The sequence below is a fragment of the Minwuia sp. IMCC3060 genome (assembly GCF_029909435.1).
GTDB lineage: Bacteria > Pseudomonadota > Alphaproteobacteria > Minwuiales > Minwuiaceae > Minwuia.
Genome location: NZ_CP123782.1, coordinates 105,751 through 129,724, shown reverse-complemented (window position 1 = coordinate 129,724; position 23,974 = coordinate 105,751). Strand labels below are relative to the sequence as shown.

Annotated in this window: 22 protein-coding genes, 1 tRNA gene and 1 pseudogene; 12 read left to right on the top strand and 12 right to left on the bottom strand. The window is 64.4% G+C overall.

Annotation, left to right across the window (positions count from 1 at the left end; translation table 11 throughout):
* Positions 1 to 118 precede the first annotated feature (118 nt).
* The 6 genes from QGV54_RS00600 to QGV54_RS00575 form a co-directional block, all read right to left on the bottom strand.
* Positions 119 to 922, bottom strand: a complete 804-nt coding sequence (locus QGV54_RS00600) for a metallophosphoesterase (protein ID WP_281018822.1) — start codon at positions 920 to 922, stop codon at positions 119 to 121.
* A 202-nt stretch (positions 923 to 1,124) separates the two neighbouring features.
* Positions 1,125 to 1,625 (bottom strand): polysaccharide biosynthesis/export family protein, encoded by a 501-nt coding sequence (locus tag QGV54_RS00595; protein ID WP_281018823.1) that lies wholly within the window; start codon positions 1,623 to 1,625, stop codon positions 1,125 to 1,127.
* A gap of 152 nt (positions 1,626 to 1,777) precedes the next feature.
* The gene (locus QGV54_RS00590) at positions 1,778 to 2,992 is read right to left on the bottom strand and encodes an outer membrane beta-barrel protein (RefSeq protein WP_281018824.1); all 1,215 of its coding nucleotides are present in this window, start codon (positions 2,990 to 2,992) and stop codon (positions 1,778 to 1,780) included.
* A gap of 101 nt (positions 2,993 to 3,093) precedes the next feature.
* Entirely contained in the window at positions 3,094 to 3,696 is a 603-nt protein-coding gene (locus QGV54_RS00585) for a hypothetical protein (RefSeq protein WP_281020036.1), read from the bottom strand.
* Between the two features lie 253 nt (positions 3,697 to 3,949).
* A complete protein-coding gene (locus tag QGV54_RS00580) occupies positions 3,950 to 5,206 on the bottom strand; it encodes a sugar transferase (RefSeq protein WP_281020035.1) in 1,257 nt (418 codons plus the stop codon).
* A gap of 310 nt (positions 5,207 to 5,516) precedes the next feature.
* Positions 5,517 to 5,593: transfer RNA gene (locus QGV54_RS00575), tRNA-His, on the bottom strand.
* Positions 5,594 to 5,822: 229 nt separating this feature from the next.
* Here QGV54_RS00575 and QGV54_RS00570 point away from each other — a divergent pair.
* Entirely contained in the window at positions 5,823 to 6,647 is an 825-nt protein-coding gene (locus QGV54_RS00570; RefSeq protein ID WP_281018827.1) for a protein-disulfide reductase DsbD domain-containing protein, read from the top strand.
* A 141-nt stretch (positions 6,648 to 6,788) separates the two neighbouring features.
* The gene (locus QGV54_RS00565) at positions 6,789 to 7,274 is read left to right on the top strand and encodes a peroxiredoxin (RefSeq protein ID WP_281018828.1); all 486 of its coding nucleotides are present in this window, start codon (positions 6,789 to 6,791) and stop codon (positions 7,272 to 7,274) included.
* A 71-nt stretch (positions 7,275 to 7,345) separates the two neighbouring features.
* Here the strand turns inward: QGV54_RS00565 and QGV54_RS00560 are convergent, their stop codons facing one another.
* The 5 genes from QGV54_RS00560 to efp form a co-directional block, all read right to left on the bottom strand.
* Complete coding sequence (locus QGV54_RS00560) at positions 7,346 to 8,695, bottom strand: peptidoglycan -binding protein (RefSeq protein ID WP_281018829.1); 1,350 nt, start codon at positions 8,693 to 8,695, stop codon at positions 7,346 to 7,348.
* Positions 8,695 to 9,834: a hypothetical protein gene (locus QGV54_RS00555; RefSeq protein ID WP_281018830.1), complete on the bottom strand. Its 1,140-nt coding sequence runs from the start codon at positions 9,832 to 9,834 to the stop codon at positions 8,695 to 8,697. The genes QGV54_RS00560 and QGV54_RS00555 overlap by 1 nt, the downstream gene beginning before the upstream one ends.
* A gap of 3 nt (positions 9,835 to 9,837) precedes the next feature.
* On the bottom strand, positions 9,838 to 10,797 hold the full coding sequence (locus QGV54_RS00550; protein ID WP_281020034.1) for an OmpA family protein: 960 nt from the start codon (positions 10,795 to 10,797) through the stop codon (positions 9,838 to 9,840).
* A 121-nt stretch (positions 10,798 to 10,918) separates the two neighbouring features.
* Complete coding sequence (locus QGV54_RS00545; protein ID WP_281018832.1) at positions 10,919 to 11,725, bottom strand: inositol monophosphatase family protein; 807 nt, start codon at positions 11,723 to 11,725, stop codon at positions 10,919 to 10,921.
* 13 nt (positions 11,726 to 11,738) lie between these two features.
* Positions 11,739 to 12,299 (bottom strand): elongation factor P, encoded by a 561-nt coding sequence (gene efp, locus QGV54_RS00540; protein WP_281018833.1) that lies wholly within the window; start codon positions 12,297 to 12,299, stop codon positions 11,739 to 11,741.
* A gap of 197 nt (positions 12,300 to 12,496) precedes the next feature.
* Between efp and QGV54_RS00535 the strand changes: the two genes are divergently transcribed.
* From QGV54_RS00535 to QGV54_RS00525, 3 genes are all read left to right on the top strand, one after another.
* On the top strand, positions 12,497 to 13,204 hold the full coding sequence (locus QGV54_RS00535; RefSeq protein ID WP_281018834.1) for an SDR family NAD(P)-dependent oxidoreductase: 708 nt from the start codon (positions 12,497 to 12,499) through the stop codon (positions 13,202 to 13,204).
* 63 nt (positions 13,205 to 13,267) lie between these two features.
* Positions 13,268 to 14,794, top strand: a complete 1,527-nt coding sequence (locus QGV54_RS00530; protein WP_281018835.1) for an altronate dehydratase family protein — start codon at positions 13,268 to 13,270, stop codon at positions 14,792 to 14,794.
* Positions 14,794 to 15,750, top strand: a complete 957-nt coding sequence (locus tag QGV54_RS00525; RefSeq protein ID WP_281018836.1) for an alpha/beta hydrolase — start codon at positions 14,794 to 14,796, stop codon at positions 15,748 to 15,750. Before QGV54_RS00530 ends, QGV54_RS00525 begins: the two co-directional genes overlap by 1 nt.
* Before the next feature lie 27 nt (positions 15,751 to 15,777).
* On the opposite strand, the gene QGV54_RS00520 is transcribed toward QGV54_RS00525, so the two are convergent.
* Complete coding sequence (locus QGV54_RS00520) at positions 15,778 to 16,680, bottom strand: NAD(P)H-dependent glycerol-3-phosphate dehydrogenase (RefSeq protein ID WP_281018837.1); 903 nt, start codon at positions 16,678 to 16,680, stop codon at positions 15,778 to 15,780.
* A 176-nt stretch (positions 16,681 to 16,856) separates the two neighbouring features.
* Between QGV54_RS00520 and QGV54_RS00515 the strand changes: the two genes are divergently transcribed.
* The 7 genes and pseudogenes from QGV54_RS00515 to pqqE all read left to right on the top strand — a co-directional run bounded on the left by QGV54_RS00515 (position 16,857) and on the right by pqqE (position 23,970).
* Positions 16,857 to 17,597: an SRPBCC domain-containing protein gene (locus QGV54_RS00515; RefSeq protein ID WP_281018838.1), complete on the top strand. Its 741-nt coding sequence runs from the start codon at positions 16,857 to 16,859 to the stop codon at positions 17,595 to 17,597.
* A 64-nt stretch (positions 17,598 to 17,661) separates the two neighbouring features.
* On the top strand, positions 17,662 to 18,129 hold the full coding sequence (locus tag QGV54_RS00510; RefSeq protein WP_281018839.1) for a (2Fe-2S)-binding protein: 468 nt from the start codon (positions 17,662 to 17,664) through the stop codon (positions 18,127 to 18,129).
* Between the two features lie 126 nt (positions 18,130 to 18,255).
* Positions 18,256 to 20,631, top strand: coding sequence for a xanthine dehydrogenase family protein molybdopterin-binding subunit (locus tag QGV54_RS00505; RefSeq protein WP_281018840.1), 2,376 nt, complete (start codon positions 18,256 to 18,258; stop codon positions 20,629 to 20,631).
* A gap of 10 nt (positions 20,632 to 20,641) precedes the next feature.
* On the top strand, positions 20,642 to 21,436 hold the full coding sequence (locus QGV54_RS00500; RefSeq protein WP_281018841.1) for a xanthine dehydrogenase family protein subunit M: 795 nt from the start codon (positions 20,642 to 20,644) through the stop codon (positions 21,434 to 21,436).
* A 97-nt stretch (positions 21,437 to 21,533) separates the two neighbouring features.
* Positions 21,534 to 21,611, top strand: a complete 78-nt coding sequence (gene pqqA, locus QGV54_RS19805; protein WP_348637665.1) for a pyrroloquinoline quinone precursor peptide PqqA — start codon at positions 21,534 to 21,536, stop codon at positions 21,609 to 21,611.
* 196 nt (positions 21,612 to 21,807) lie between these two features.
* Positions 21,808 to 22,868 (top strand): annotated as a pseudogene (gene pqqC / locus QGV54_RS00495) (pyrroloquinoline-quinone synthase PqqC).
* Complete coding sequence (gene pqqE / locus QGV54_RS00485) at positions 22,861 to 23,970, top strand: pyrroloquinoline quinone biosynthesis protein PqqE (protein ID WP_281018844.1); 1,110 nt, start codon at positions 22,861 to 22,863, stop codon at positions 23,968 to 23,970. Before pqqC ends, pqqE begins: the two are co-directional and overlap by 8 nt.
* The last annotated feature ends 4 nt before the right edge of the window (positions 23,971 to 23,974 follow it).

Sequence of the window (23,974 nt, the reverse complement as noted above, 5' to 3'; positions counted from 1 at the left end):
CCCCTGATAGAACAATTGACAAAATATGCCTCCGACCCGCAGGAGTCCAGCGATTCACCGCCGAACTGTGACCGGCACCACCCAAGAACTTCCCGTGAACCGGATGAAGGGCGACAGGTCAGGTCTGCAGGAACCGGATACTGCCGCTGGCGATGCGGGCGCAGGTCAGATGGCCGGAGAAATATGCCCCTGTATCGACATTGACCTCACGGGGCCGCAGGACAGGCCCGTCCACCACCACGTGACCATGGACCACGATGTAGGGATAGTCCGGTGCCGGCGCAGCCGTACCCTCACCCCACATCAGGGTTCGCGGTGACTGGTTTCCGATTTCCTGGTCCGGATCAACACCGGCATGACAGAAATGGACGTTGCCTTCGGTATGTGTCAGCCGCGTCTTCTCCAGGAAGTGGAGGTGGTCTTCCGGCAGCTGGCGGGCCAGCGTCGCCGCCGCTTCGACCAGGCGTCCCTCCGACATGCTCTCGGAAACGTTGGGGACACCATAGCTCATCAGCGTGGACAGGCCGCCGAAACGGAGCCAGGCCGCACCCCCGACGGGGTCGGAGAGGAACGTCATCATGGCGTCCTCATGGTTGCCACGGAGAAAGACGGTCTCATCCCGCCAGAACGCAGCAATGTCAGTGCAGATGTCGAGGACCGCGCGGCTCTCGTCACCCCGGTCGATATAGTCGCCAAGGAAGAGGAGAACCGGCGATCCCGCCGCCGTGCCGGATACATCCTCGCTGATCACTTCGATCAGGCGCTGCAGGCAGTCGGCCCGGCCATGGACGTCGCCGATCGCGTAGATCGTGCGGTGATCAGGCAGTTGCGGGGACGCGCGGTCCTGGCCGGGTCCCGTGGTCTCCCCGTCGGCGGACGGACCGAGAACAAGCGAGCGAAGAATGGAACCTATTGTGGGCATGCAGGTCCTTGGCTTCCGAAGTTTGCGCAGGCCATCAGCTTCAGGAGGGCAGGTCTGCGCTCACGTCTGACGGAAGCCCTTCGACCGGGCCGATTGGCGCGCACGACCTTCGTGGTCTCTTCAAGGGACACTGACAAAGGGCCCAAAGGCGAAACTGACGGCGGATGCGATAGGGAGGCCGACTGACACGCCCATCCGGAGATCAGAAGAAACGTTCCTCGACCCGAACGATGTCGCCGGGAAGCACGATCGTGGTCGGTTTGACGGGCTGCCCCTTGCCATCCGGATCGACGGCGTCTGTTCCCCGCTGGATGGTGATATCGTCCTCATCGGCCCGGGGGGTGTAGCCCCCTGCCAGCACGACTGCATTCAGGACCGTCATGCCTGCGCGGTAGGGATAGCTTCCGGGCTCGTTCACTTCGCCCAGAATGTAGAAAGGCCGGTAGTTCAGGACGTCGATACTGACCTTGGGATTTCGCAGATACCCGTCAAGCAGCAATTCGACAATCCGGGCTTCGGCTTCGCGCAGGGACCGATCCTGAAGATCGACGACACCAATCAGAGGCATCGAGATCCGGCCATTGCCATCGACCTCGAACTCGCCGGAAAGGTCTTCTTCGCCAAAGACCAGGACCCGCAGATTATCACCGGGTCCCAATTTGTACTGCAGGTTTGATTGCGCCAGAACGGCGGTCGATACCATCGAGAAGACAAGGACAATGCAACTCAGAAAACTGCGCCGAAACCAAACTACACAACGCATCCTAGAATTGCCTCCCTTAAGTTCAAATAAGCTCCTGGTCCCGCAGAAAGCAAAACGGACTGTCCCTCTTGGAACAGTCCGTTTCAGTCAACTCAGAAGCGAGCAGTGACGGTCGCCTGCACACGGTTCTCGGAGAAGCCGTTGCCTGCGAGGTTGGAAATCCGGCGGGCGAAGCGGTACTTGGCACCGACGGAGAAGTTCCGGTTGATATAGTAGTCAGCCTGAGCGCTCGCCTCGTAACGGTCATCTTCACGATTGCTCGTACGACCCTCGAAGAGGCGATTGGAGTACGCGACGTCACCGCCGAGAACCACGTTGCGGCGCAGCTGATGGCGGACACCAAGACTTCCGCTCCAGGCCAGTTCCGACGAAGAATTCGCGTCGGTCGTCTGATCGATGCGGCGTTCAACACGCCCCGTGACCGTGGTGAGCGCGCTCAGCTCCCAGGCAAGGACACCGTTGACCGCAAAACCGTCAACCGAGCCGAACGCGTTATTGTCAAAGTTCTCGACAATGTAACCGGCCCCGATCGTGGCTTCCGTCCGTGCGGTCGGCTTGTGGGACACACCAACCAACGCGGAGAACACGTCGGAGTCGCGCTTCTGCCCGACAACCGCATCAACATTGTCGAAGTCGATCATCGAGTACGTCCCCTTCACGAAGACGTCTGTCTTCGAGCGGAACTCGTACGCGACCTTTGCCGACGTGTCGAGACGCAGGCGGTCACGATCGTTCTGGGCCGCCTGACCACCACCGGTAAGGGGAATGTCGTCGAAATCGGAATAGGAAACGCCCGCACCAGCTTCGAGAGTGACCCGACCCGCCTTGTAGATCGCGTCCACCTTACCGGCCATCACGTCAAACGTGGACGGTTCGGCAGCAAGAGCGTTGACGTTGTTGTCACCACGCTGCTCGGATGCAGCCCTGTACGAAACCTCCGGAAGAATGCGCAGCGCACGGGTCGCCTCGATGGTACCGCCAAGTCGCGCAACAAAGTCCAGGGTATTGTCATCGCTGTTGGTGCTGTGGAACGTGGCGTCGCCAAGGAACGATGCCACGACCTCATGACGCTTGAAGTTCGAACGCGCCAGGATACCGGGGCGGACACGCGCGATGGTGTCGTCTTCCGTATTGGTATCCTCAAGGAACGCGTTGTCGGTGTACTCGAGACCAACCGTCAAGGACGGAAAGACCGTGAAGCTGCCAACCCGCGCCCCATTCGGCTGATAGTCGCGAGACTGTGCATGCGCGGCACCAGCAACACTGAGCGCAGCAACCGCAACCAGACTTCCCCAAACAATTTTCATCTCAATCAGCCCCCTCGGACTTACTCGAACTTCGAACTCTCACCAGAGAACCGATCAATCGGCCTGGCACAAACTTTGTTAGGCACCGAAATCCAAGCCTATCAGGCGCTTGAGCTTTCGTCCTCACCACCGGAATTCAGCGACTCGGTATCGTCGCCACTAACCTCGGCCGCGGCTGCAGCAAGATCACCTTCGTCCTGGCCGGTCGCGGCAGCAACCTCGGACACGATCGACTCGATCGATGCACCAGAAGACGTCGCAGCAGCGACAACAATCTGAGCTGACTGCTCAGGCACGACGACCGCTGCGGCGGCAGCAACAGCACCCGGGGAAACTGCTGCGGGCAGGACCGGAGAAGCAACGATGCCCCCGACGATCAAGGGCGCAGAAGCAGGCTGGCTCGCGACAGCCGCCTGAACAATCACCGTCGCCAGGCTCGGGTTGGCGGCAATGGCCGCAGCGGCCGCATCAGCCAGATCTTCCGGCGCCGCATCGGCTTCGGACACCCCGAGGGCCTCCAATTCCGCAAGAAGAGCGGCGCGGCCCTGTTCAGCGGTCTGCGCGAAAGCCATCTGAGGGGCCGCGACAACCAGACCGAGCAGCAGTACGAACGAAACCAAAATCTTACGCATCTCAAGTCTCCTGATATGAGTTGCAGGAAACTTATCGGCGGCTTGGAGACGGGTCAACGTAAAACTGTCCATCTCCGCCCCGCCCCTCACGCATCCGGGGCAACCCGCCGCCCTTCTGCGGGAACATATTTCTTGAAGTGATTTCAAACAATTACACGACACCCCTGCGAATCCGGATGCTCCGGCCGCGGGACAGTGCCCCAGCTCCGGTCCGGTCCCGGCACCTGTTTCATCTGATTGTTGCAGAAAGAGCGCATACCCGTCGTCGTCCGGCTGGCAATGGCCGCGTCAGATTGAGGACAGGCATGGCAATCCGCCAGGACCGTCAGCGTGAGCCCCGCCCGGTAGCCATGACATGTATGGTCTTGAGAACAATGAGAAGATCCAGCCAGGGCGTGAAATGCTTTATGTAGTAGAAGTCGTAATGCAACTTATCCGTGACATCCTCGACCTCGGCCGCGAATCCCTGCTGCACCTGTGCCCAGCCCGTGATTCCAGGCCGCACGATATGGCGGTAGCTGTAGTGGGGAATCTCGCGATCATACCACTCCGAGAGTTCAACTGCTTCCGGACGCGGCCCGATCAGGCTCATCTCGCCCCACAGGATATTGACCATCTGCGGCAGCTCGTCGAGCCGGTAGCGCCGCAACATGCGCCCCACCCGTGTCACACGTGGGTCAAGCGCCTGGGTGAATTTCGGCCCCTCCGGCACATCGCGCATCGTCCTGAACTTCAGCATGGTGAAGGTCTTGCCACGATATCCCATGCGGACCTGGCGAAAGATCACCGGCCCCTTGCTGTCCAGGCGAATCATGATGGCGATGATACCGGCAACGAGCAGAAGCAGCGGCGAAGCGATCAGTACAGCACCCGATTCCAGAGTTCGCTTGATGGCCACATATTCAGGCGACGGGATCAGGGCCCCCAGCGTGTTCTCCGACAGATGCTCGATACGGACACGACCGGTCAGCGACTCGCTGACCTGTTTCATGTGGTAGACGGGCGTTCCGTTCAGGGCACAGGCGGCAAGGAAGCGCTCCCACTCGGGCGGAAACTCGGAGCGAAGATCCGCCACCACGGCATCGGCCCTCGTGCCGGAAAGCGTCGGCGCCTCCAGCACATGCAGCCGGACCCCTCCGGTATGTTCACTGAGACTCTGATAGCTGCCAAACGGTGCCACCGCCAGTTCGGGTGTGCTGCGCAACCGGTTCACATACCAGACGATGTAGCACCAGATGATCGACATGCCGAAACTGCCCAGGATCTGGCTGCGCGCGAAGCCGATGCGCCAGAAGAACATGATCAGCACCAGCAGGCCGAAGGTGAACAGGAAACACGGCACGATGTAGCCGGACCCCTGCACGCCGGGAAAGCGACTGAAGCGCCTGAGCAGAAGCAGGCCGAAGCCGAATGCGATCGCGGTGCCGGTAACGGAAGGATACTGCCCGGGGTTGATTTCCGTAACGAGTCCGATGTCCCAGCGCACCAGCGCCGGCAGAATCACCGCAACGAGGAGACCGGCAATCAGCTGGACCGGAAAGGACTGGATCAAGCGCGAATGCCAACGCCGTCGTCCGCTCATGCCACGCGTGGCAGAGTCTGGTCGCGTCGACCTCTGAGCAGGCACATTCATACGCGCAGGATTCCCGTCATCCACCTGACCAACCGACCCACGACCCTCGCGTGAACTAGCACAGCTGACATGAAGGTCACAAGCCTGCCCCATTGCATTGCGAGGGAATACGGACGATTGCAACAAGGGGAAAGCGAATTGACAAACCCGCACGAAGCGTCGAGCACCGCAGCCTCGGCCCGATGTCGGGCGCCTGGCTCAGGCCCGCTACCATCTCCACATCGGCACGTTGCAACCGTCGCGCGAATCCGCAGGAAAATGGGGCGAGTGACCGGAATTGAACCGGCGACCTCCAGAGCCACAATCTGGCGCTCTAACCGACTGAGCTACACCCGCCACGGTGACGCGGTCTTTACCGAGGGCGGGGGTCGCGGTCAAGCGGCCCTGTCCCATGGGAGACAAAAAAGACACTCACACGTATTGTTGTTTGCATTGTCATGGGCCAATGACAGCCGCCGGTGCAAATCTGCAGTGCAGGATCAGAACGGGTGGCCTTTGCATGACTCACATACAGCAGACACATGACTCCCCTGGCGGAAGCCGATGGCTTTCCGGGACAGTTCTGTTGCTGGTCACCGCCATTGTCCTGCTGACCCTGGGGCGACATGAGGCTCTTGGTGCGCGCAGCACGTCTGACTGGAGCGGCATTCCGGAGGCGGAAGTCAGGCTCATCGCTGGTGCAACGGCGACAGGACAGGAGATGATTGCGCTGGAATTCGTCATTCGCCCGAAGTGGAAGGTCTACTGGCGCAGTCCCGGCGATGCCGGCTATCCGCCGGTCGCGGACTGGGATGACAGCGAAGGGGTCACACCCGGCGCGATCTCCTGGCCGCTGCCGGATACCTTCGAGTTCTGGGGGCTGCGGACCTATGGCTACGCCGATCGCCTGGTGCTTCCCGTTGCCCTGGATGGTCGGGACCGTGACCGCCCCACGACAGTGCGGGTCGCCCTCAGCTACGCCGCCTGCGCCGACATCTGCGTGCCCGTCGAGGCCCGACTGTCACTCGAACTGCCTGCCGACGACCTGCCGAAGAACCGGCATGGCATTGCCATCGCCAGTTCACTCGCCGCGACACCGGCGAGGATGCCCGGTGTCCTGCAGGCAGCGAGACTTTCGCGCACGGGGGACGAGGATCGCGGAATTCTTCTGCTGGACCTCGCACCGCCTTTCGAAATCGGGTCACCATCGGTCATCATCGAGGGGAGCCGTGACGTGGTCTTCGGCAGGGACGCGTGTCACACGGCGGCACCGGGGCGGATCCGCTGCACCGTTCCGGTCGACGGCAGCGACCACGCCCTGCGTGCCCTGCCCGGCAGCGAACTGACCGTCACCCTGCATGGCGCCGGTCGGGCGATCGAGACCACCGGAGCCATCCAGACCGACCCGTGACCGGCGCACCGGTTCGATGTCTCGGGGCGGCAGCAGCCTTCACCGGCACTGCCGCGCAGTTCAGCTTTGCAACCACAGACGCGTTGCGCCATCCTGCGCCCCGTTCAAGAACACCATCGTGACCATTCAAGGAGACACAAGATGACCATCCAGGTTGGAGATACCGTGCCCGAAGGCATGCTGATGCGCATGACCGCCGAAGGACCCGCACCGATCAGCACAGATGAACTGTTCAGCGGCAAGAAGGTCGTCCTGTTCGCGGTGCCCGGCGCCTTCACCCCGACCTGCTCCGCCAAGCACGTCCCCAGCTACGTCTCGAATGCCGAGGCACTGAGCGCGAAGGGTGTCGATACCGTGGCCTGCCTGTCCGTCAACGACGTGTTCGTCATGGGCGCCTGGGGCAAGGATCAGGGCGTGGGCGACAAGGTCATGATGCTGGCCGACGGCGTTGGCGAATATACCGCGAAGCTGGGCCTGGAACTTGACCTCTCCGCACGCGGTCTCGGCAAGCGCGCCACCCGCTTTGCCATGGTTGTCGACAACGGCAAGGTCTCGCACCTTGCCGTCGAGGAAAATCCGGGCGAGATGTCCGTCTCCGGCGCCGAAGCGGTCCTGGGCAACCTCTGATTCGACAAGTGTCGGCCCGGCCCCGCAGTCACGGCTGCCGGGCCGGGCCGACGATCAGTCCGACGGGTCGCTTACCGTTCCGTCAGTTTCAGTTCGATACGGCGATTCCGGCGCCGCGCCAGTTCACTGTCACCCGGCTCGATCGGGTGGAACTCGCCAAAACCGGTCGGGGCCAGACGGTCCGGCGGCAGCCCCTGCAGGATCAGATACTTGGAAACCGCGATGGCGCGCGCCGCCGACAGTTCCCAGTTCGACGGGAACCGCGGGGTGCTGATCGGCACGCTGTCCGTGTGCCCGTCCACCCGCAGGATCCAGTTGATGTCATCGGGAATCCTGCGGGAGATATCGATCAGCGTTTCGGCCAGCTTGGTGAGCTGGATGCGTCCGGCGACCCCCATCTCGGCGCTGCCGGAACCGAACAGGACCTCCGACTGGAACACGAACCGGTCGCCCACGATGCGGATGCCCTGCTGCCCGCGCAGCACTTCCCGCAGTCGTCCAAAGAACTCCGAGCGATAGCGCGACAGCTTCTCGACCTGTGCCGCCAGCGCCCGGTTCAGACGCTGCCCGAGATCGGCAATGGTCGCCTTGTTCTCGGCATCCTTCGCCTCGAACTCGTCCAGCAGGGCCTGGATCTGCGCCAGTTGCTTGCGCAGGTCGGCCAGTTGCAGGTTCAGCAGGTTCACCTGTCGGCGGGCTGCCTCCGATATGCGCTGCTCCTCGGTCAGTTCGGCCTGGCCCTGCTGGCGCGCGTCACGCTCCTGATCCAGGCTCTCGCGTGTCCGGTCGAGCTCGGCAAGGGTTGTGGTCAGCCGGTTGCGCGCCGCCGTCAGATCGGCATTGAGGTCGGCGATTTCCGTCTGCCGTTCCAGCACACGGTTCTCCAGCTCGGTGATCCTGTCCTGCGCCTCGAAATAGAGCGCCTGAAGGTCATTGAGTTCCTGATCGGAGCGGGCGCGGGCACTGTCGGATTCGTCGCGACGACGGGCCAGGGCGGCTTCCCGGGCCAGCAACTCCGCGATGCGGGCCTCCATCTCGGCCCGATCCGCCTCCGAGAACTCGGGACGTTCGTCCAGGCGGCGCTCGGCATCGGAGGCGCGGCGTTGCAGGTCGGCGATCTGCAGCGTCAGCAGGTCACGCGCCGCCGTCGATTCATTCAGGGCGGCGGAAAGCTGGGAAACATTCTCCCGCAGGTCCTCGTTGGCGCTGCGCTCACTGGACAGCAGCGACTGCAGTTCCGACAGTTCCGCCGTCAGCCGGGAAAGTGCCTCATCCTTGCCGGACAGCGAATAGCTGAGGACGAACTGCGCCAGCGTGTAGATCACCATCATGAAGATGAAGGTCAGCAACAGCGCCGACAGGGCATCCACGAAGCCCGGCCAGATGTTGTTCTCTACACGTTGCCTGCGATGCCGGGGCATCAGCGACCTTCGTCGGCAATCGCCGCAATGGTCCGGGTCAGCACCTTGATCTCGGAACGGAGTTCATCGACCGTCTGCTGCCGTCCGGTCACCGTTTCCTCCAGCAGGCGGGTCACATAGACATCGATGTTGCGCAGGTGCGTATCCGCGGCGCTGTCGCCGGAGCCCTGTTCCGTGGCCACGGCAATGCGCTGCAGGATCGGTTTCAGTTCCATCTGCCCTTCGGCCAGCTTCACCATCAGGTCACGTTCAGTGCGCATCTGATCGGTCAGACTGGCCAGACGTTCCGAAAGCTGCAGCAGGGTCTGGTTGCCGGAAACGCGCGATTCCTCCGACCGTGCCATGATCCGCTGCAGGTTCTCCAGACTGTCCGCCGTCTGCTCCAGCAGGGCCTGCACATAGACAGGCACCGAGCCCTCACCCTCCGCGATGCCGCCCGCGGCACCGCTGGACAGGCGCGTGAAGCTGGAGAGCCATTCCTCCAGGTCGTTGTAGAACCGGTTCTGCGACTGGCTGGCCTGCAGTTCGATGAAACCCAGGACGACGGAACCGGCCAGACCGAACAGCGACGACGAGAACGCCGTGCCCATGCCGTCCATCGGCTGCAGGATCGCCAGCTTCAGCGCCTCGAAGATATCGCCGACGTCATCGCTCTCCACCGTCAGGCCGCGCACCGAGCTGCCGACGGAGGTAATGGCGTCGATCAGGCCCCAGAAGGTGCCCAGCAGGCCCAGGATCACCAGCGTCCCGATCAGGTACCGCGAGATGTCACGGGATTCGTCCAGCCGGGAGCTGATCGAATCGAGCAGCGACCGCAGCGACATGGTGGACAGGCTGACCCGTCCCTTCTTCTCCTGCAGCATCGTGGCCAGCGGCGACAGCATCGACGGGGCGGTCTGGATCGACAGGCTGGGGTCATTGCGGCGGAACGATTCCACCCAGCGCACGGCAGGGCGCAGCAGCAGCACCTGACGTATGACGTAGACCACTCCGATCAGCAGCACACCGAGGATCAGCCCGTTCAGCACCGGATTGGTCATGAAGATGCCGAGCAGCGCCTCGTGCAGAGCCGCCACGACACCCGCGACAATGACCAAAAAGATCGCGATCCGTGTCAAATAGACAGAAGGCTGGATCATACGCTACCTGCTTTCAGTGATGAGATCGACGCGATTGCCCGGGCCGCCATCGGTCGGTGCGCCCAGTGCACGCAGCAGTATCCTGAAACTCTGGACACCTTCGTCCAGCAGCGCCAGGCGGACATTGTTGCCACGGCGCAGCGACAGGCGCCGTTTCCAGCCCTCTGTCTCGGTTTCGCTGTCGGCATAGGCCCTGATCTGGATACGGTCGCTGGTGTCCTTCAGGCTTGCGGCAACGTCACGGATCGCCGCGCGGCCCGCCGGATCAAGATCCTCGGACGCCCCCTGAAACAGCACACGCGTCGCGCCCGCTGCGGCAGAAGCCGTCGCGGCGGGTGCCGCGGTGGCAACCTGGCGGGGCGGGGCCGCAGGTTCGGCACTGGGCGGTGTCGGGGCTGCCGCCGGAGCCTCCACCGTGGCCGGCGCCGTCGGGCGGATGACGCGCGGCTCGGTCCTGGCCGGCTCAGGTTCGCTGGTCGTGGTTGCAACGGGTGGCGGCGTCGGAACAGGCGTGACCGCAGCAGGCGGTTCAACCTGTCTTGCGACGGTTCTCTCCGGCGATGTTGCCGGGGCGGGGGCAGCGGCGGCAGGCTGCCGGGCGACCGTCACGGGCGCACGTGGTGCAGCAGGCGGCGACAGGACCGGTGCCCGCCCCGCCGTCGCACCGACACTGCTGCTGTTGCTATTGCTGTTGCGCGCGCCCGGCGGCGTCAGCCGTACAGGCCCGGACGGCTTGTTGAACGGCAGCCGATAGCGTTGCGGACCCGGAGACACAAGGCCCGGCTGCAGCTGCGAGACAGAGGTATCGCCAACGATGTCGGGATTGATCCAGACCGAACCCTGTTGCGCCATGACAGGCGCACTGAACGACAGCGCACCGATGCCGATCGCGAACACCATCATCGATGCCGCGCGCGCACGTTTCGTTTCAGGCGTCTGCCTGCCCTCGCCGCAGGTTGCCAAGTTCACTGCCCTCCAGACCTGTTTGGGCGGACATTACTGCATCGCTCGTCCAGATCAAAACCCGCCATGACCCCCCGGTACCCAGCGGATTGCCGATGATCCGGTAAGCCTGTGGCGAAAATCAGGCAGCCTTGCGTTTCGACGCATCCTTCAGGGCCTGCAGCAGCGGTTGCTGCATCTGCCCGTTTCCGGCGACAATGCTGCCGGTCTGCAGCATCTTGCGGCCACCGTTCAGGTCCGTCACCAGGCCACCGGCCTCACGGACCAGGACAATCCCGGCGGCCATGTCCCAGGCCTTCAGGTCACGCTCCCAGAATCCCTCGAACCGGCCGGCGGCGACATAGGCCAGGTCCAGCGAGGCGACGCCCAGCCTGCGAATACCGGCGACCCGTCCGGTCAGTTCCTGCATCTCGCGATGGAACGTGGCGTGGCCGTCCTTGCCGATGTGCGGGATGCCGGTACCGAACACGGATTCATCCATGCGCGTGCGGCCCGAAACGCGCAGGCGCTTGTCGTTGACGAAAGCACCCCGCCCCTTTTCCGCGTAGTACATCTCGTCACCGACCGGGGCCAGCACCATGCCGGCAACCAGTTCACCATGCTGCTGCAGGCCCAGCGAGATGGCGAAATGCGGAATGCCGTGCAGGAAGTTCGTGGTGCCATCCAGCGGATCGATGATCCAGAAGCTCTCCGGATCCGCGCCTTTCACTTCCCCGCCTTCTTCCAGCAGGAAACCGAAGTCGGGGCGCGCACGCTGCAGTTCCTCGCGCAGGATCCGTTCCGCCTGCAGGTCGGCGTTGGTGACGAAGTCGCCGGGCCCCTTGCGGGACACCTGCAACTGCTCGATCTCGCCGAAGTCATGCAGCAGCGACCGCCCAGCCTTTCGGACAGCGCGCTCCATGACATTGATCAGGGGGGATTTACGCACCGCGTTCAGCCTCTCAGGCGCGGCTGACGTAGGTGCCTTCGGCCGTGGCGATCACGACCTTCTCACCAACGCCAACGAAAGGGGGCACCATGCAGCGCATGCCGTTGTCCAGGATGGCGGGCTTGTAGCTGTTCGCGGCTGTCTGCCCCTTCACCACCGGCTCCGTCTCCGTCACTTCCAGCGTCACATGCTCCGGCAGGATCAGGCCCAGGGCCTCTTCCTCGTACATCTCCACCTGCACCATCATGCCGTCCTGCAGATAGGCCGCCTGCTCCCCGACCAGGGAAGCGGCGATGCTGATCTGTTCGTAGCTGTCGGTGTCCATGAAGGTCACCAGCTCACCGTCGGTGAAGAGGTACTGGTAGTCCTTCTGCTCCAGCCGGGCGCGTTCGACCGTCTCGGCGGAGCGGAACCGTTCGTTCAGCTTCGACCCGTCGCGCAGGTTCTTCAGTTCCACCTGCAGGTAGGCGCCACCCTTGCCGGGCTGCGTATGCTGAATGCGGACAGCCCGCCAGAGGCCGCCCTTGTGTTCGATCACGTTGCCGGGACGGATCGCATTGCCGTTGATCTTCATGCTGGAAAATCCGGTTGCTGAGAAGGTTCTGGATATGGGTGAGCGGCGCGGAACCTATCCTTTCCGCCCGCCGCTGTCGAGCCATGTTCGCGGCCTGCCGCCAATACCGGGTCTCTGGCGGTGATCCCTCCTGCCCGGGATGCGTAGAACGGACAGCAGCCGGAGCCTCCGGAGGTGACCGTCGCAGGAGTCCCGTCATGCCCTCGGAAACGACCGATCCCGCACTTGCCGTCATCATCGGCGGTGGCGGCGGGATCGGCAGCGCGCTGGCCGACGGTCTGGAAAGGTCCGGCAACTGGCAGGACGTGTGGCGCACCACCCGTGCCGGAAAGAACCGCGTCGACCTGCTGGAAGAGGAAACCATCGCCGACCTGGCGCGGCGCATCCGGGCTGGATCCCTGCCCCTGCGGCTGGTCCTTGTCGCCAGCGGTTTCCTGCATGACGCGCGCTACCGGCCCGAGAAGACCTGGCGACATCTCGACCCGGAGCACATGGCGAAGGCCTTTGCCATCAATGCCATTGGCCCGGCACTGGTGATGAAGCACCTGCTGCCCCTGCTGCCTTCCAGCGGCCAAGCCGTCTTCGCCGCGCTGTCGGCGCGCGTGGGAAGCATCGGCGACAACAGGCTGGGCGGCTGGACCAGCTACCGCGCCTCGAAGGCGGCGCTGAACCAGATCATCCGCACGCATTCCATCGAGCTGCAGCGCCGCAACCCCGACGCCATCTGTGTCGCCCTGCATCCCGGCACGGTCGCAACCAGCCTATCCGCCCCCTTCGCCGCGCGTGGACTGAAGGTACGAAGCCCCGAAACCGCCGCAACGGAGGTGCTGTCGGTGATCGACAGGCTGACACCTGCCGAGAACGGCGCGTTCCTGGACCAGAACAGCAAGTCAGTCCCCTGGTGACATCCCCTTCGCAAAGCCGTGGATAGGGCCTATCCTTGCCCGCAAAACAGGGGAGGACGGGGAATGACCGAAGCTCTGACGATCCGGCTTGACGGGGCCGACAACGTGGCCGTGGCACGGGTGGACATCCTGCCCGGTACGCGGATCGCGCCCTATGGCGTCACGGCGAACCACCATATTCCCGCCGGTCACAAGATCGCGCTGGGCGGAATCAGTCCCTGCGATCCGGTACGCAAGTACAATCAGATCATCGGCTTTGCGGAGGGCGGAATCGCGCCCGGCGACCATGTCCACACCCACAACTGCCTGTTCGGCGATTTCGAGCGGGACTATGCCATCGGCCAGGACGTGCGGCCCACGGACCATTTCGCGGAGCATGAGCGCGCCGTGTTTCAGGGCTTCCGGCGTGACAATGGCCGCGCGGCGACCCGCAACTACATCGGCGTGCTGACCTCCGTGAACTGCTCCGCCACGGTGGCCCGCTATGTCGCCGACCATTTCCGCAGCCCCGAGATGCTGGCCGCGTACCCGAACGTCGACGGCGTGGTGGCCCTGACCCACGGTACCGGCTGCGGCATGGCCTCCGACGGCGAGGGCATGCGGATGCTGTCGCGCACCTTTGCCGGATATGCGCGCCACCCCAACTTCGCCGGGCTGCTGTTCATCGGTCTCGGCTGCGAGGCCGCCCAGCTGGGCATGATGATGGATGTGGAGGGGCTGAAACCCGGGCCGCTGCTGCACATGTTCACCATCCAGGACTCCGGCGGCACCACAGCCACCGTGAAGAAGGGCATCGATCTGGTGAAGGAGATGCTGCCCCACGCCAACGCCAAGGCACGGGAACCGATCCCGGCATCCGAACTGATCCTGGGCCTGGAATGCGGCGGCTCCGATGCCTACTCCGGCATCTCGGCCAACCCGGCGCTGGGTGCGGCCGCCGACCTGCTGGTGCGCCACGGCGGCACCGCCTGTCTGGGCGAGACACCGGAGATCTATGGTGCCGAGCACCTGCTGACCCGCCGCGCGGTATCGGAAGAGGTGGCGCAGAAACTGATCACCAAGATCCACTGGTGGGAAGACTATGTCGCCCGCAACAGCGGCTCCATGGACAACAATCCCAGCCCGGGCAACAAGGCCGGTGGCCTGACCACCATTCTGGAGAAGAGCCTGGGCGCGGCGGCCAAGGGCGGCACGACGAACCTGGTCGATGTCTACAGCTACGGCGAGAAGATCACCGCCAGGGGCTTCGTCTTCATGGATACCCCCGGCTATGACCCGGTCTCCGTCACCGGCTTCGTCGCGGGCGGGGCCAATGTCGTCTGTTTCACCACGGGGCGCGGCTCCGTCTTCGGCTGCAAGCCGACGCCGTCGATGAAGCTGGCCACCAACACGGCGATGTATTCGCGGCTGTCCGACGACATGGACATCAATTGCGGTCTGGTGGTGGATGGCGAGAAATCGGTGCAGGAGATGGGGCAGATGATCTTCGACCGGATCATAGAGGTCGCCTCCGGTGACCTTACCTGTTCGGAGCGGCTGGGCTTCGGCGATGACGAGTTCCTGCCCTGGCAGATCGGGGCGGTGATGTGATGGCGACGGCGGACAGCATGAACAGCACGGATCATTTCATCGACAGCAGCCTGCCGGGACTGAAGACGGCCCTGCGCAACAAGCATCAGGACGCGGAAGGTCCGGCGGTCCTGTTCATCCATGGCGCGACCTACCCCTCCACCATCATGTTCGACTATCCGGTCGAGGGGGTGTCCTGGATGGACTGGATGGCCGCCCGTGGCTTCGATGTCTGGTGCATTGACCTGCCCGGCTATGGCCTGTCCGACCGCCCGGCCGAGATGGCAGCCCCGGCGGAGGACAATCCGCCGATCATCCGCACCGCGGTGGCCGAACAGGACGTGGAGCGCGCCATCGACTTCATTCTGGCCCGGCGCGGCCTTCAGCAGCTCGACCTGGTCGGCTATTCCTGGGGAACCGCGATTGGCGGCGGAGTCGCGGCACGCAACCCGGACAAGGTCCGTCGACTGGTGCTTTCCGGGGCGCTCTGGTGCCGGGTCTCGACACAGGGGATCGGTGCAATGGGTATCCCCGGCGCGTGGCGGAAGGTCGAGGCGGAGGCGGTGGTCAGCCGCTGGTGCATCGGTCTGGACGAGGATCAGAAGGCGGCGATCAGCACACCGGAGGCCATGCGCGCCTGGGCGGACGCCGCCGTGGCCACCGACCCGGAAGCCGGGAGCCACCAGCCACCGTTCCTGCGCGCACCGGCGGGTGTGGTGCAGGACGTGCAGCAGCACTGGCTGAAGAATGACCCGACGTGGGATCCGTCACGCATCACCTGCCCGACACAGGTCGTGGTGGGCGAATGGGATCATGAAACGACACCGGAACAGGGCCGCGATGTCTTCGACCGGCTGGCTTCGGCGCAGGAGAAGCGTTTCACCCTGATCGGCGGCGCGACCCATTCCATGTTGCTGGAAAGCTGTCGCCACGCGCTCTACGACACCGTGCACGATTTCCTGAAGGCCGAAATCTGAGGCCGTCGGCAGCCTGACGGCGGACACTCAGTTCCCTGCTGCGCCCACAGGACGCGCGAGCAGGTCGGCCACCGCCTGACGCAGCGGTGTGCCGAGGTGCAGCACCTCATGCACGGCCATGGCGATGGGCAGCTCGACCCCCAGCGCAGCCGCGCGCTGCACCAGCGGTTCGACCGAATGCACCCCCTCGACCAGTACATCGGGCAGATCACCGTCACGCCCCAGCGCCGCACCGAAGGCATAGTTGCGCGAGGTCTCGTCGGTACAGGTCAGCACCAGATCGCCGAGCCCGGAGAGACCGGCGAGGGTTTCATCGCGGGCACCGATGGCGCGGCCGAGACGGCGCAGTTCCGCCAGCCCGCGCGAGATCACCGCGGCACGGGCGTTCAGGCCCAGCCCCGCACCGGTCACGGCCCCTGCGGCGATGGCCAGCACGTTCTTCATGGCCCCCCCCAACGCCACACCCACCACATCATCGCTGGCGTAGAGGCGGAATGCGGGTGACCCGAGGGCGGCGGCCCAGTACTCGGCCTTCTGCAACGGGTCGAAGGCCAGCACCGCCGCGGCAGGCAGGCCGCGCGCGACTTCCCCGGCGAAGTTCGGACCCGAGAGCATGCCCACCGGATTGTGCGGCAGAATCTCCGCCGCCACTTCGGGCAACAGGGCTCCGGTTTCACGTTCCAGGCCCTTGGCGCAGATCAGGATGGGCAGAGCGGGATCAATGCTGTCGGCCAGTTCCTGCAGGACGCCCCGGATCGTCTGGGCAGGCACGACCAGCAGCAGTGCGTCAGCCCCGGCGATGGCGCTGCGCTGCTGGTCCACGTCCCGCCCGGCAAGAGTCGTTCCGGGACCGGCACGGCCAATGGCGGCCTGCAGGGCATTGCCCCAGGCACCGGCGCCGACGACGGCGATATCTATCTTGTAGCTCATGCGTCTCAGGGTGCGGCAGCGACGGCCGGAATGGATGCGTCATAGGGACGCAAATCCCTGTAAGGGCGGGCCGCTGATTGGGCAATGGGCTCCGGACGCACTACGTTTCCGGCCAATCACAATCGCTTCGGGTGTCCATGCGCCCGAACAGCCCAACCTGACAGGGAGGTGAGCCAGTGAAGATCACCGGAACCTACGAACTCGAGGCAGACAGGCAGAAGGTCTGGGAAGCCCTGAACGATCCGGAGGTACTGCGCGCCTGCATCCCCGGCTGCGAGTCCCTGGACAAGACCGGAGAGAACGAACTGACCGCAACGGTGACCGCCAAGGTCGGACCGGTGAAGGCCAAGTTCAACGGCTCCGTCGAACTGAAGGATCTCAACCCGCCCGAGTCCTATCGCATCGAAGGGTCCGGCAAGGGCGGCGCAGCCGGTTTTGCCAAGGGCGGCGCGGATGTGCGCCTGGACGCCCGCGACGGCGGCGGCACGGTGCTGAGCTATGAAGTCGATGCCCAGGTCGGCGGCAAGCTGGCCCAGATCGGCTCCCGCCTGATCGATGGCACCGCCAAGAAGCTGGCCGACCAGTTCTTCAGCAACTTCCGGGAACATGTCGAGACACCGGACGACAGCAGCGCACCGGAGGAGCCGCAGGAAGCCGCGGCACCGGAAGCTGAAGCCCCGGATGCGGCACCGGCTCAGCCGGTGGCAGAGACCGATCCGGCGGATGCGGACACCCCGGCACCGGAGGTGGCGGTCAGCGATGTGCCGCAGCCGGAGACCGAGATGCGCCCGACGCCGCAGGCCGCGCCTTCACAGCCTCCGAAACCGGAGCCGGCAGGGTCCGGGCGACTGCCTGCCTGGATCTGGTTCCTGGGGGCTGCAGGATTGATTCTCGTTCTGGTCGCTCTCGTCTCTTGAGCCTGAGGCAAAGCCGATACAGGATGCACACAAGATTTCTTCGACCAAGGGAGGACGGGGTCACATGGCAAACGTGACGATGACGATCAATGGCAAGCAGGTCAGCGGTGAAGTTGAATCGCGCACCCTGCTTGTCGAGTTCCTGCGCGATCAGCAGCGCCTGACCGGCACGCATGTCGGCTGTGACACCAGCCAGTGCGGCGCCTGCGTCGTGCATGTGAACGGCGATTCCGCCAAGAGCTGCACCATGCTGGCGGTTCAGGCCGACGGTGCCGATGTCACCACGATCGAGGGACTGGCCAACGGCGACGACCTGCATCCGATGCAGGCCGCGTTCCGCGAGAACCACGGCCTGCAGTGCGGCTTCTGCACCCCGGGCATGATCATGAGCGCGATCGACCTGGTGAAGAACAACGCCGATCCGTCGGAGACCGAGATCCGTGAATGGCTGGAGGGCAACATCTGCCGCTGCACCGGCTATCACAACATCGTCAAGAGCATCAAGGCGGGTGCGGAGGCGATGCGCGGCTGAGCCATCGCGCGGCAGTAGCATGATCGGGTGACGGCGGCGGAAGACCGCCGCACCCCAACCCCAGGAAACGGGCCCCATGGCACAAACGCCGGATTCAACGGCGGACACGGGCCCTGAGGAGGCAACATGACTGAACAGGGAATTGGCGCCAGCGTTCTGCGCAAGGAAGACTTTCGGTTCGTGCGCGGTCGCGGCAAGTACACCGACGACATCAACCTGCTGAACCAGACCCACGCCATCATCGTGCGGTCTCCCCACGCCCACGCGACCATCAACAGCATCGACAAGGCCGCGGCGCTGGCCGCGCCGGGTGTCGTCGCCGTGCTGACGGCAGAGGACTTCGCGGCCTTCGGCGGCCTGCCCTGTGGCTGGCAGGTCATCGGCAAGGGCGAGGAACCGATGATCGAGCCCAAGCACCCGATCCTGGCCGAGGGCAAGGTCCGCCATGTGGGTGATCCCGTCGCCGTGGTGATCGCCGAGACCAAGACCCAGGCCCGTGACGCGGCCGAACTGGTCGACATCGACTACACCGAACTTCCTGCCGTCATCGACATGCGTGAGGCGCTGCAGAACGCGCCGGCCGCTGTGCATGACGAGGCTGCGGACAACCAGTGCTTCGACTGGGAGATCGGTGACCGTGCGGCCGTGGATGCCGCGTTCGAGAAGGCGCACCACGTCACCACACTGGAACTGATCAACAACCGCCTGGTGCCGAACGCCATGGAGCCGCGCTGCGCCATCGGTGACTATGACAATGCCAGCGGCGAGCACACGCTCTACACCACCAGCCAGAACCCGCATGTGATCCGGCTGCTGATGGGCGCCTTCGTGCTGCAGATCCCGGAGCACAAGCTGCGCATCTATGCCCCGGACGTGGGCGGCGGCTTCGGCTCCAAGATCTACCATTATGCCGAGGAAGCCATCATGACGGTGGCCGCCAAGGTGCTGGAGCGTCCGGTCAAATGGACCTCCGACCGTACCGAGGCCTTCCTGTCCGACGCCCATGCCCGCGACCACATCACGAAGGTCGAGCTGGCACTGGACGCCGACGGCAAGTTCCTGGCGCTGCGCGAGTTCACGCTGGCCAACATGGGTGCCTATCTGTCCACCTTTGCCCCGTCGATCCCGACCTACCTGCACGCCACCCTGCTGGCCGGGCAGTACACGACCCCGGTGATCTATGCGGAGGTCAAGGCGGCCTTCACCAATACCGTGCCCGTCGATGCCTATCGCGGTGCCGGCCGGCCGGAAGCGACCTATCTGCTGGAGCGCATTGTCGACAAGGCCGCGGCGGAGATGGGGATCGACCGCATCGAACTGCGGCGCAAGAACTTCATCCAGCCGGACCAGTTCCCCTATGACACGCCGGTCGCCCTGACCTACGACACGGGCGATTTCGAGGCGACGCTGGCCCCGGCGCTGGCCGCCAGCAAGTGGGACAGCTTCGAGGAACGCCGCAAGGAAGCCGCACAGCGCGGCAAGCTGCGCGGCATCGGCATCAGTTGCTACATCGAGGCCTGCGGTATTGCACCGTCCAACATCGCCGGTGCCCTGGGCGCCCGCGCCGGTCTCTACGAAAGTGCCACGGTGCGGGTGAACCCCACCGGCTCCATCCAGGTGCTGACCGGCAGCCACAGCCATGGTCAGGGGCACGAGACCAGCTTTGCCCAGATCGTGGCAGACAAGCTGGGCGTGGATATCGGCTCCATCGAGATCGTGCATGGTGACACCAACAAGATCCCGTTCGGCATGGGCACCTACGGCTCCCGCTCCATGGCGGTGGGTGGTGTGGCCCTGTCCAACGCGACGGACAAGATCATCAACAAGGCGACCAAGATTGCCGCCCATCTGATGGAAGCCTCCGCCGAGGACGTCGTCTTCGAGGACGGCATCTTCAAGGTGGCCGGGACCGACAAGGCGGTGCCTTTCGGCGACGTGGCCCTGACGGCCTATGTCCCGCACAACTATCCGCTGGAGGAGCTGGAGCCGGGGCTGGAGGAGACGTCGTTCTACGATCCGAAGAACTTCACCTTCCCGTCCGGTTCGCACATCTGCGAGGTCGAGATCGATCCCGCCACGGGTGAACTCGAGATCGTGGCCATGCATGCCACCGACGACTTCGGCAATGTCATCAACCCGATGATCGTCGAGGGCCAGGTGCACGGCGGACTGGTGCAGGGCATCGGCCAGGCGCTGTTCGAGAATGCGGCCTATGATTCCAGCGGGCAGCTGCTCAGTGGTTCCTACATGGACTACTGCATGCCGCGCGCCGATGATGTGCCGTCATTCACGGTGGATCACGAGGTCACGGCCTGCACCCACAATGTGCTGGGTGTGAAGGGCTGCGGCGAGGCCGGTGCCATTGGCTCACCGCCCGCGGTCATCAATGCCGTAGTCGACGCCCTGCGCGACTACGGCGTCACGCATATCGACATGCCGGCAACACCGGCGAAGATCTGGAACATCGTCAATCAGGGCGCGACCGCCCAGGCTGCCGAGTAAGGGGGACACCATGTACGAATTTGAATATGTGAAGCCGGGAAGCCTGGATGCCGCGAAGTCGGCCATTGCCGGGGCCGAGGACGGCAAGCTGATGGCCGGTGGCATGACCCTGATCCCGACGCTGAAACAGCGTCTGGCCAGCCCCAGCGATGTGGTTGACCTGGGTGGCCTCGGCGATCTGGCAGGCATCCGCAAGGATGGCGACAGCATCGTCATCGGTGCCATGACGCGCCATGCCGATGTTGCTGCCTCCGCCGATGTGAAGGCTGCCATTCCCGCTCTGGCCGACCTGGCCGAAGGGATCGGCGACCCGCAGGTCCGCAACCGCGGCACCATCGGCGGATCCATCGCCAACAACGATCCGGCGGCGGATTATCCGGCGGCGCTGGTGGCACTCGGCGCGACGGTCCGCACCACCAAGCGGGAGCTGGCGGCGGAGGATTTCTTCACCGGCATGTTCGAGACCGCGCTGGAGGATGACGAGATCATCACCGAAGTGGTGTTCCCGACGGCGGAGAAGGCAGCCTATGCCAAGTTCCCCAACCCCGCATCGCGCTATGCCATCGTCGGCGTCTTCGTCGCCAAGGGCAGCAGCGGCGTGAAGGTGGCCGTGACCGGTGCCGGTCCTGCCGTGTTCCGCGTCCCGGAGATGGAGACGGCCCTGTCCGGCAATTTCTCCGCCGACGCGCTGAAGGGCATTTCGGTTTCCGCCGATGACCTGAACAGCGACATCCACGCCGGTGCGGACTATCGGGCGCATCTGGTCGGCGTGATGGCACAGCGTGCCGTCAAGGCTGCTGGATAGAAATCCATACAGAAAAGTCCTTGGGGGCTGACCGGCCTGTGTTGTAGCATTTACGCCAGTTCGATTGCCCTAAAACAAAAAAACGGAGGAAAACATCATGGCCTGGTCCACACCGCGTATCGAAGAGATCTGCATCGGCATGGAAATCAACGGTTACTTCCCCGCCGAATTCTGATTGCGCCTTTCAGGCGTTTGACGGGACGACCGGCCGGGAAACCGGTCGGTCGTTTTCGTTTCAGGTCCACCGTTTGACATTCCCGGATCGGACATCCGCCATATGCGGCTGTGTGACGGGACGGGGCAGCCACGCGCCGGTTTCCGGTCCGCCCGCCCCGGGGTGAAACGCTGGCAGACAGCATGACCGTGACCGCATGAACACCTTTGAACTGCCACAATATGTGAGCGCCGACCGGCCCCTGGATCCCGACGGGCTGGAGGCAGCCCTGCGCGACATCGGCGCCCGTCGCTACCACAACCTGCATCCGTTTCACCGCCTGCTGCACGATGGTGCCCTGAACAGGGGACAGGTGCAGGCCTGGGCGCTGAACCGCTATTGCTATCAGGCCCATATCCCGAAGAAGGACGCCCTGCTGATGGCGCGTCTGCCCAGCGTCGAGCTACGCCGGGAATGGCGCCGCCGTATCGTCGATCACGACGGCGAGGATGAGGGTGAGGGCCCGCGCGGCGGTGACGATGGCGGGATCGAGCGCTGGCTGCGGCTGACCACCGGACTGGGGCTGGACCGCGATTACGTCAGGGACATGGTCGGCATCCTGCCCGCCACCCGCTTCGCGGTGGAGGCCTATGTCCATTTCGTGGCGGAGAAGCCCCTGCTGGAAGCCATCGCCTCCTCCCTGACCGAACTGTTCTCCCCGACGATCATCTCGGAACGGGTTTCCGGGATGCTGGCCAACTACGATTTCGTCGATGCGGAGACTCTTGCCTACTTCAGCAAGCGCCTGACCCAGGCCCCCAGGGACTCCGACTTCGCGCTGAACTACGTGCGGGAACATGCGGTACGGCCGGATCAGCAGCAGGCGGTGCTGGATGCCCTGACATTCAAGTGCAACGTGCTCTGGGCCCAGCTGGATGCGCTGTACTCTGCCTATGTCGCGCCGGGGCAGATTCCGCCGGGCGCCTATCGGCCATGATTGGCGATGCCACCATTCCGGCCCTGCCGCGCGGCGTGCGGCTGCGCGAGGATCAGGCCCGCGGCGGCTTCACGCTGATGGCACCGGAGCGCGTGCTGAAGCTTGATCCGATTGCGAACGAGGTCCTGAAACGCATCGATGGCACCGCCACCGTTGCGATGATCGTCGATGACCTTGCCCGGACCTTCGCCGCCGACCGTGCCCAGATCGACCGGGATGTGAAGTCGATGCTGCAGGGGCTGGCGGACAAGCGCCTGCTGGACCTGACCGGCAATGACTGACGGCACGGCCATTGATCCGCCGCTCGGCCTGCTGGCGGAACTGACGCATCGCTGCCCCCTGTCCTGCCCCTATTGCTCCAATCCGGAGAACCTCGACCGCCGCTCCGGCGAACTCGACACCGAAACCTGGAAGAGGGTCTTCGCCGAGGCCGCAGCCCTGGGGGTCATGCAGGTGCACCTGTCCGGCGGCGAGCCGACAGCACGCGCGGATATTGTCGAGATCACCGCCCATTGCCGGGATGTCGGCCTTTATACCAACCTGATCACATCCGGCATCAACGTCGCCGGGGCGAAGCTGGATGCGCTCGCCGATGCCGGGCTGGATCATGTCCAGATCTCGTTCCAGGGCGATATTTCGGACCACGCCGATCATGTCTCGGGGATGCAGGGATCACACGCGCGGAAGCTGGAACTGGCCGCGCAGGTGACCGGCCTCGGTCTGCCGCTGACCGTCAATGCCGTCATCCATCGCGGCAATGCTGATCGGGTGCGGGAGATGGTGCAGTTCGCCGTTGATCTCGGGGCCCGGCGGATCGAGATCGCACATGTCCAGTACTACGGCTGGGCGCTGCGCAATCGCGACGCCCTGATGCCCACGGCGGAACAGGTCCGCACCTCGACCGCAGCGGTCGACCAGGCGCGCGCGGACTTCGCCGGGCAGATCGTCATCGATGCCGTGGTGCCTGACTACTATGCCCGCAGACCCAAGCCCTGCGTCGGTGGCTGGGGCAGGCGTTCACTGAATGTCACCCCGGCCGGCAAGGTGCTGCCCTGCCATGCGGCGGAGACCATTCCGCACCTGACGTTTCCCAATGTGCGCGACCGGTCCCTGTCCGACATCTGGCACCACAGCGAGGCCTTCAATGCCTATCGCGGCACCGACTGGATGGCCGAACCCTGCCGCAGTTGCGACCGGCGGGACGTCGATTTCGGCGGCTGTCGCTGCCAGGCGCTGGCCATGACCGGCGATGCCGGGGCGACCGATCCCGCCTGCCAGCTGTCCCCGTTTCATGCCCGCATGATCGAACTGGCGGAGACGGCGGTAGCCGAAGTCGAGGCATCCCCCATGGACACCAGATACGACTACCGCCGCTTCCTCTGACCGG

Coding starts and splice junctions, on each gene's coding strand:
- pqqE (WP_281018844.1), top strand. CDS start 22,861: ATGACTGACGGCACGGCCATTGATCCGCCGCTCGGCCTGCTGGCGGAA.
- pqqA (WP_348637665.1), top strand. CDS start 21,534: ATGGCCTGGTCCACACCGCGTATCGAAGAGATCTGCATCGGCATGGAA.
- QGV54_RS00520 (WP_281018837.1), bottom strand. CDS start 16,680: ATGAGCTACAAGATAGATATCGCCGTCGTCGGCGCCGGTGCCTGGGGC.
- QGV54_RS00595 (WP_281018823.1), bottom strand. CDS start 1,625: ATGGTATCGACCGCCGTTCTGGCGCAATCAAACCTGCAGTACAAATTG.
- efp (WP_281018833.1), bottom strand. CDS start 12,299: ATGAAGATCAACGGCAATGCGATCCGTCCCGGCAACGTGATCGAACAC.
- QGV54_RS00565 (WP_281018828.1), top strand. CDS start 6,789: ATGACCATCCAGGTTGGAGATACCGTGCCCGAAGGCATGCTGATGCGC.
- QGV54_RS00585 (WP_281020036.1), bottom strand. CDS start 3,696: ATGGACAGTTTTACGTTGACCCGTCTCCAAGCCGCCGATAAGTTTCCT.
- QGV54_RS00530 (WP_281018835.1), top strand. CDS start 13,268: ATGACCGAAGCTCTGACGATCCGGCTTGACGGGGCCGACAACGTGGCC.
- QGV54_RS00500 (WP_281018841.1), top strand. CDS start 20,642: ATGTACGAATTTGAATATGTGAAGCCGGGAAGCCTGGATGCCGCGAAG.
- QGV54_RS00525 (WP_281018836.1), top strand. CDS start 14,794: ATGGCGACGGCGGACAGCATGAACAGCACGGATCATTTCATCGACAGC.
- QGV54_RS00535 (WP_281018834.1), top strand. CDS start 12,497: ATGCCCTCGGAAACGACCGATCCCGCACTTGCCGTCATCATCGGCGGT.
- QGV54_RS00560 (WP_281018829.1), bottom strand. CDS start 8,695: ATGCCCCGGCATCGCAGGCAACGTGTAGAGAACAACATCTGGCCGGGC.
- QGV54_RS00510 (WP_281018839.1), top strand. CDS start 17,662: ATGGCAAACGTGACGATGACGATCAATGGCAAGCAGGTCAGCGGTGAA.
- QGV54_RS00590 (WP_281018824.1), bottom strand. CDS start 2,992: ATGAAAATTGTTTGGGGAAGTCTGGTTGCGGTTGCTGCGCTCAGTGTT.
- QGV54_RS00600 (WP_281018822.1), bottom strand. CDS start 922: ATGCCCACAATAGGTTCCATTCTTCGCTCGCTTGTTCTCGGTCCGTCC.
- QGV54_RS00505 (WP_281018840.1), top strand. CDS start 18,256: ATGACTGAACAGGGAATTGGCGCCAGCGTTCTGCGCAAGGAAGACTTT.
- QGV54_RS00580 (WP_281020035.1), bottom strand. CDS start 5,206: ATGAGCGGACGACGGCGTTGGCATTCGCGCTTGATCCAGTCCTTTCCG.
- QGV54_RS00555 (WP_281018830.1), bottom strand. CDS start 9,834: ATGATCCAGCCTTCTGTCTATTTGACACGGATCGCGATCTTTTTGGTC.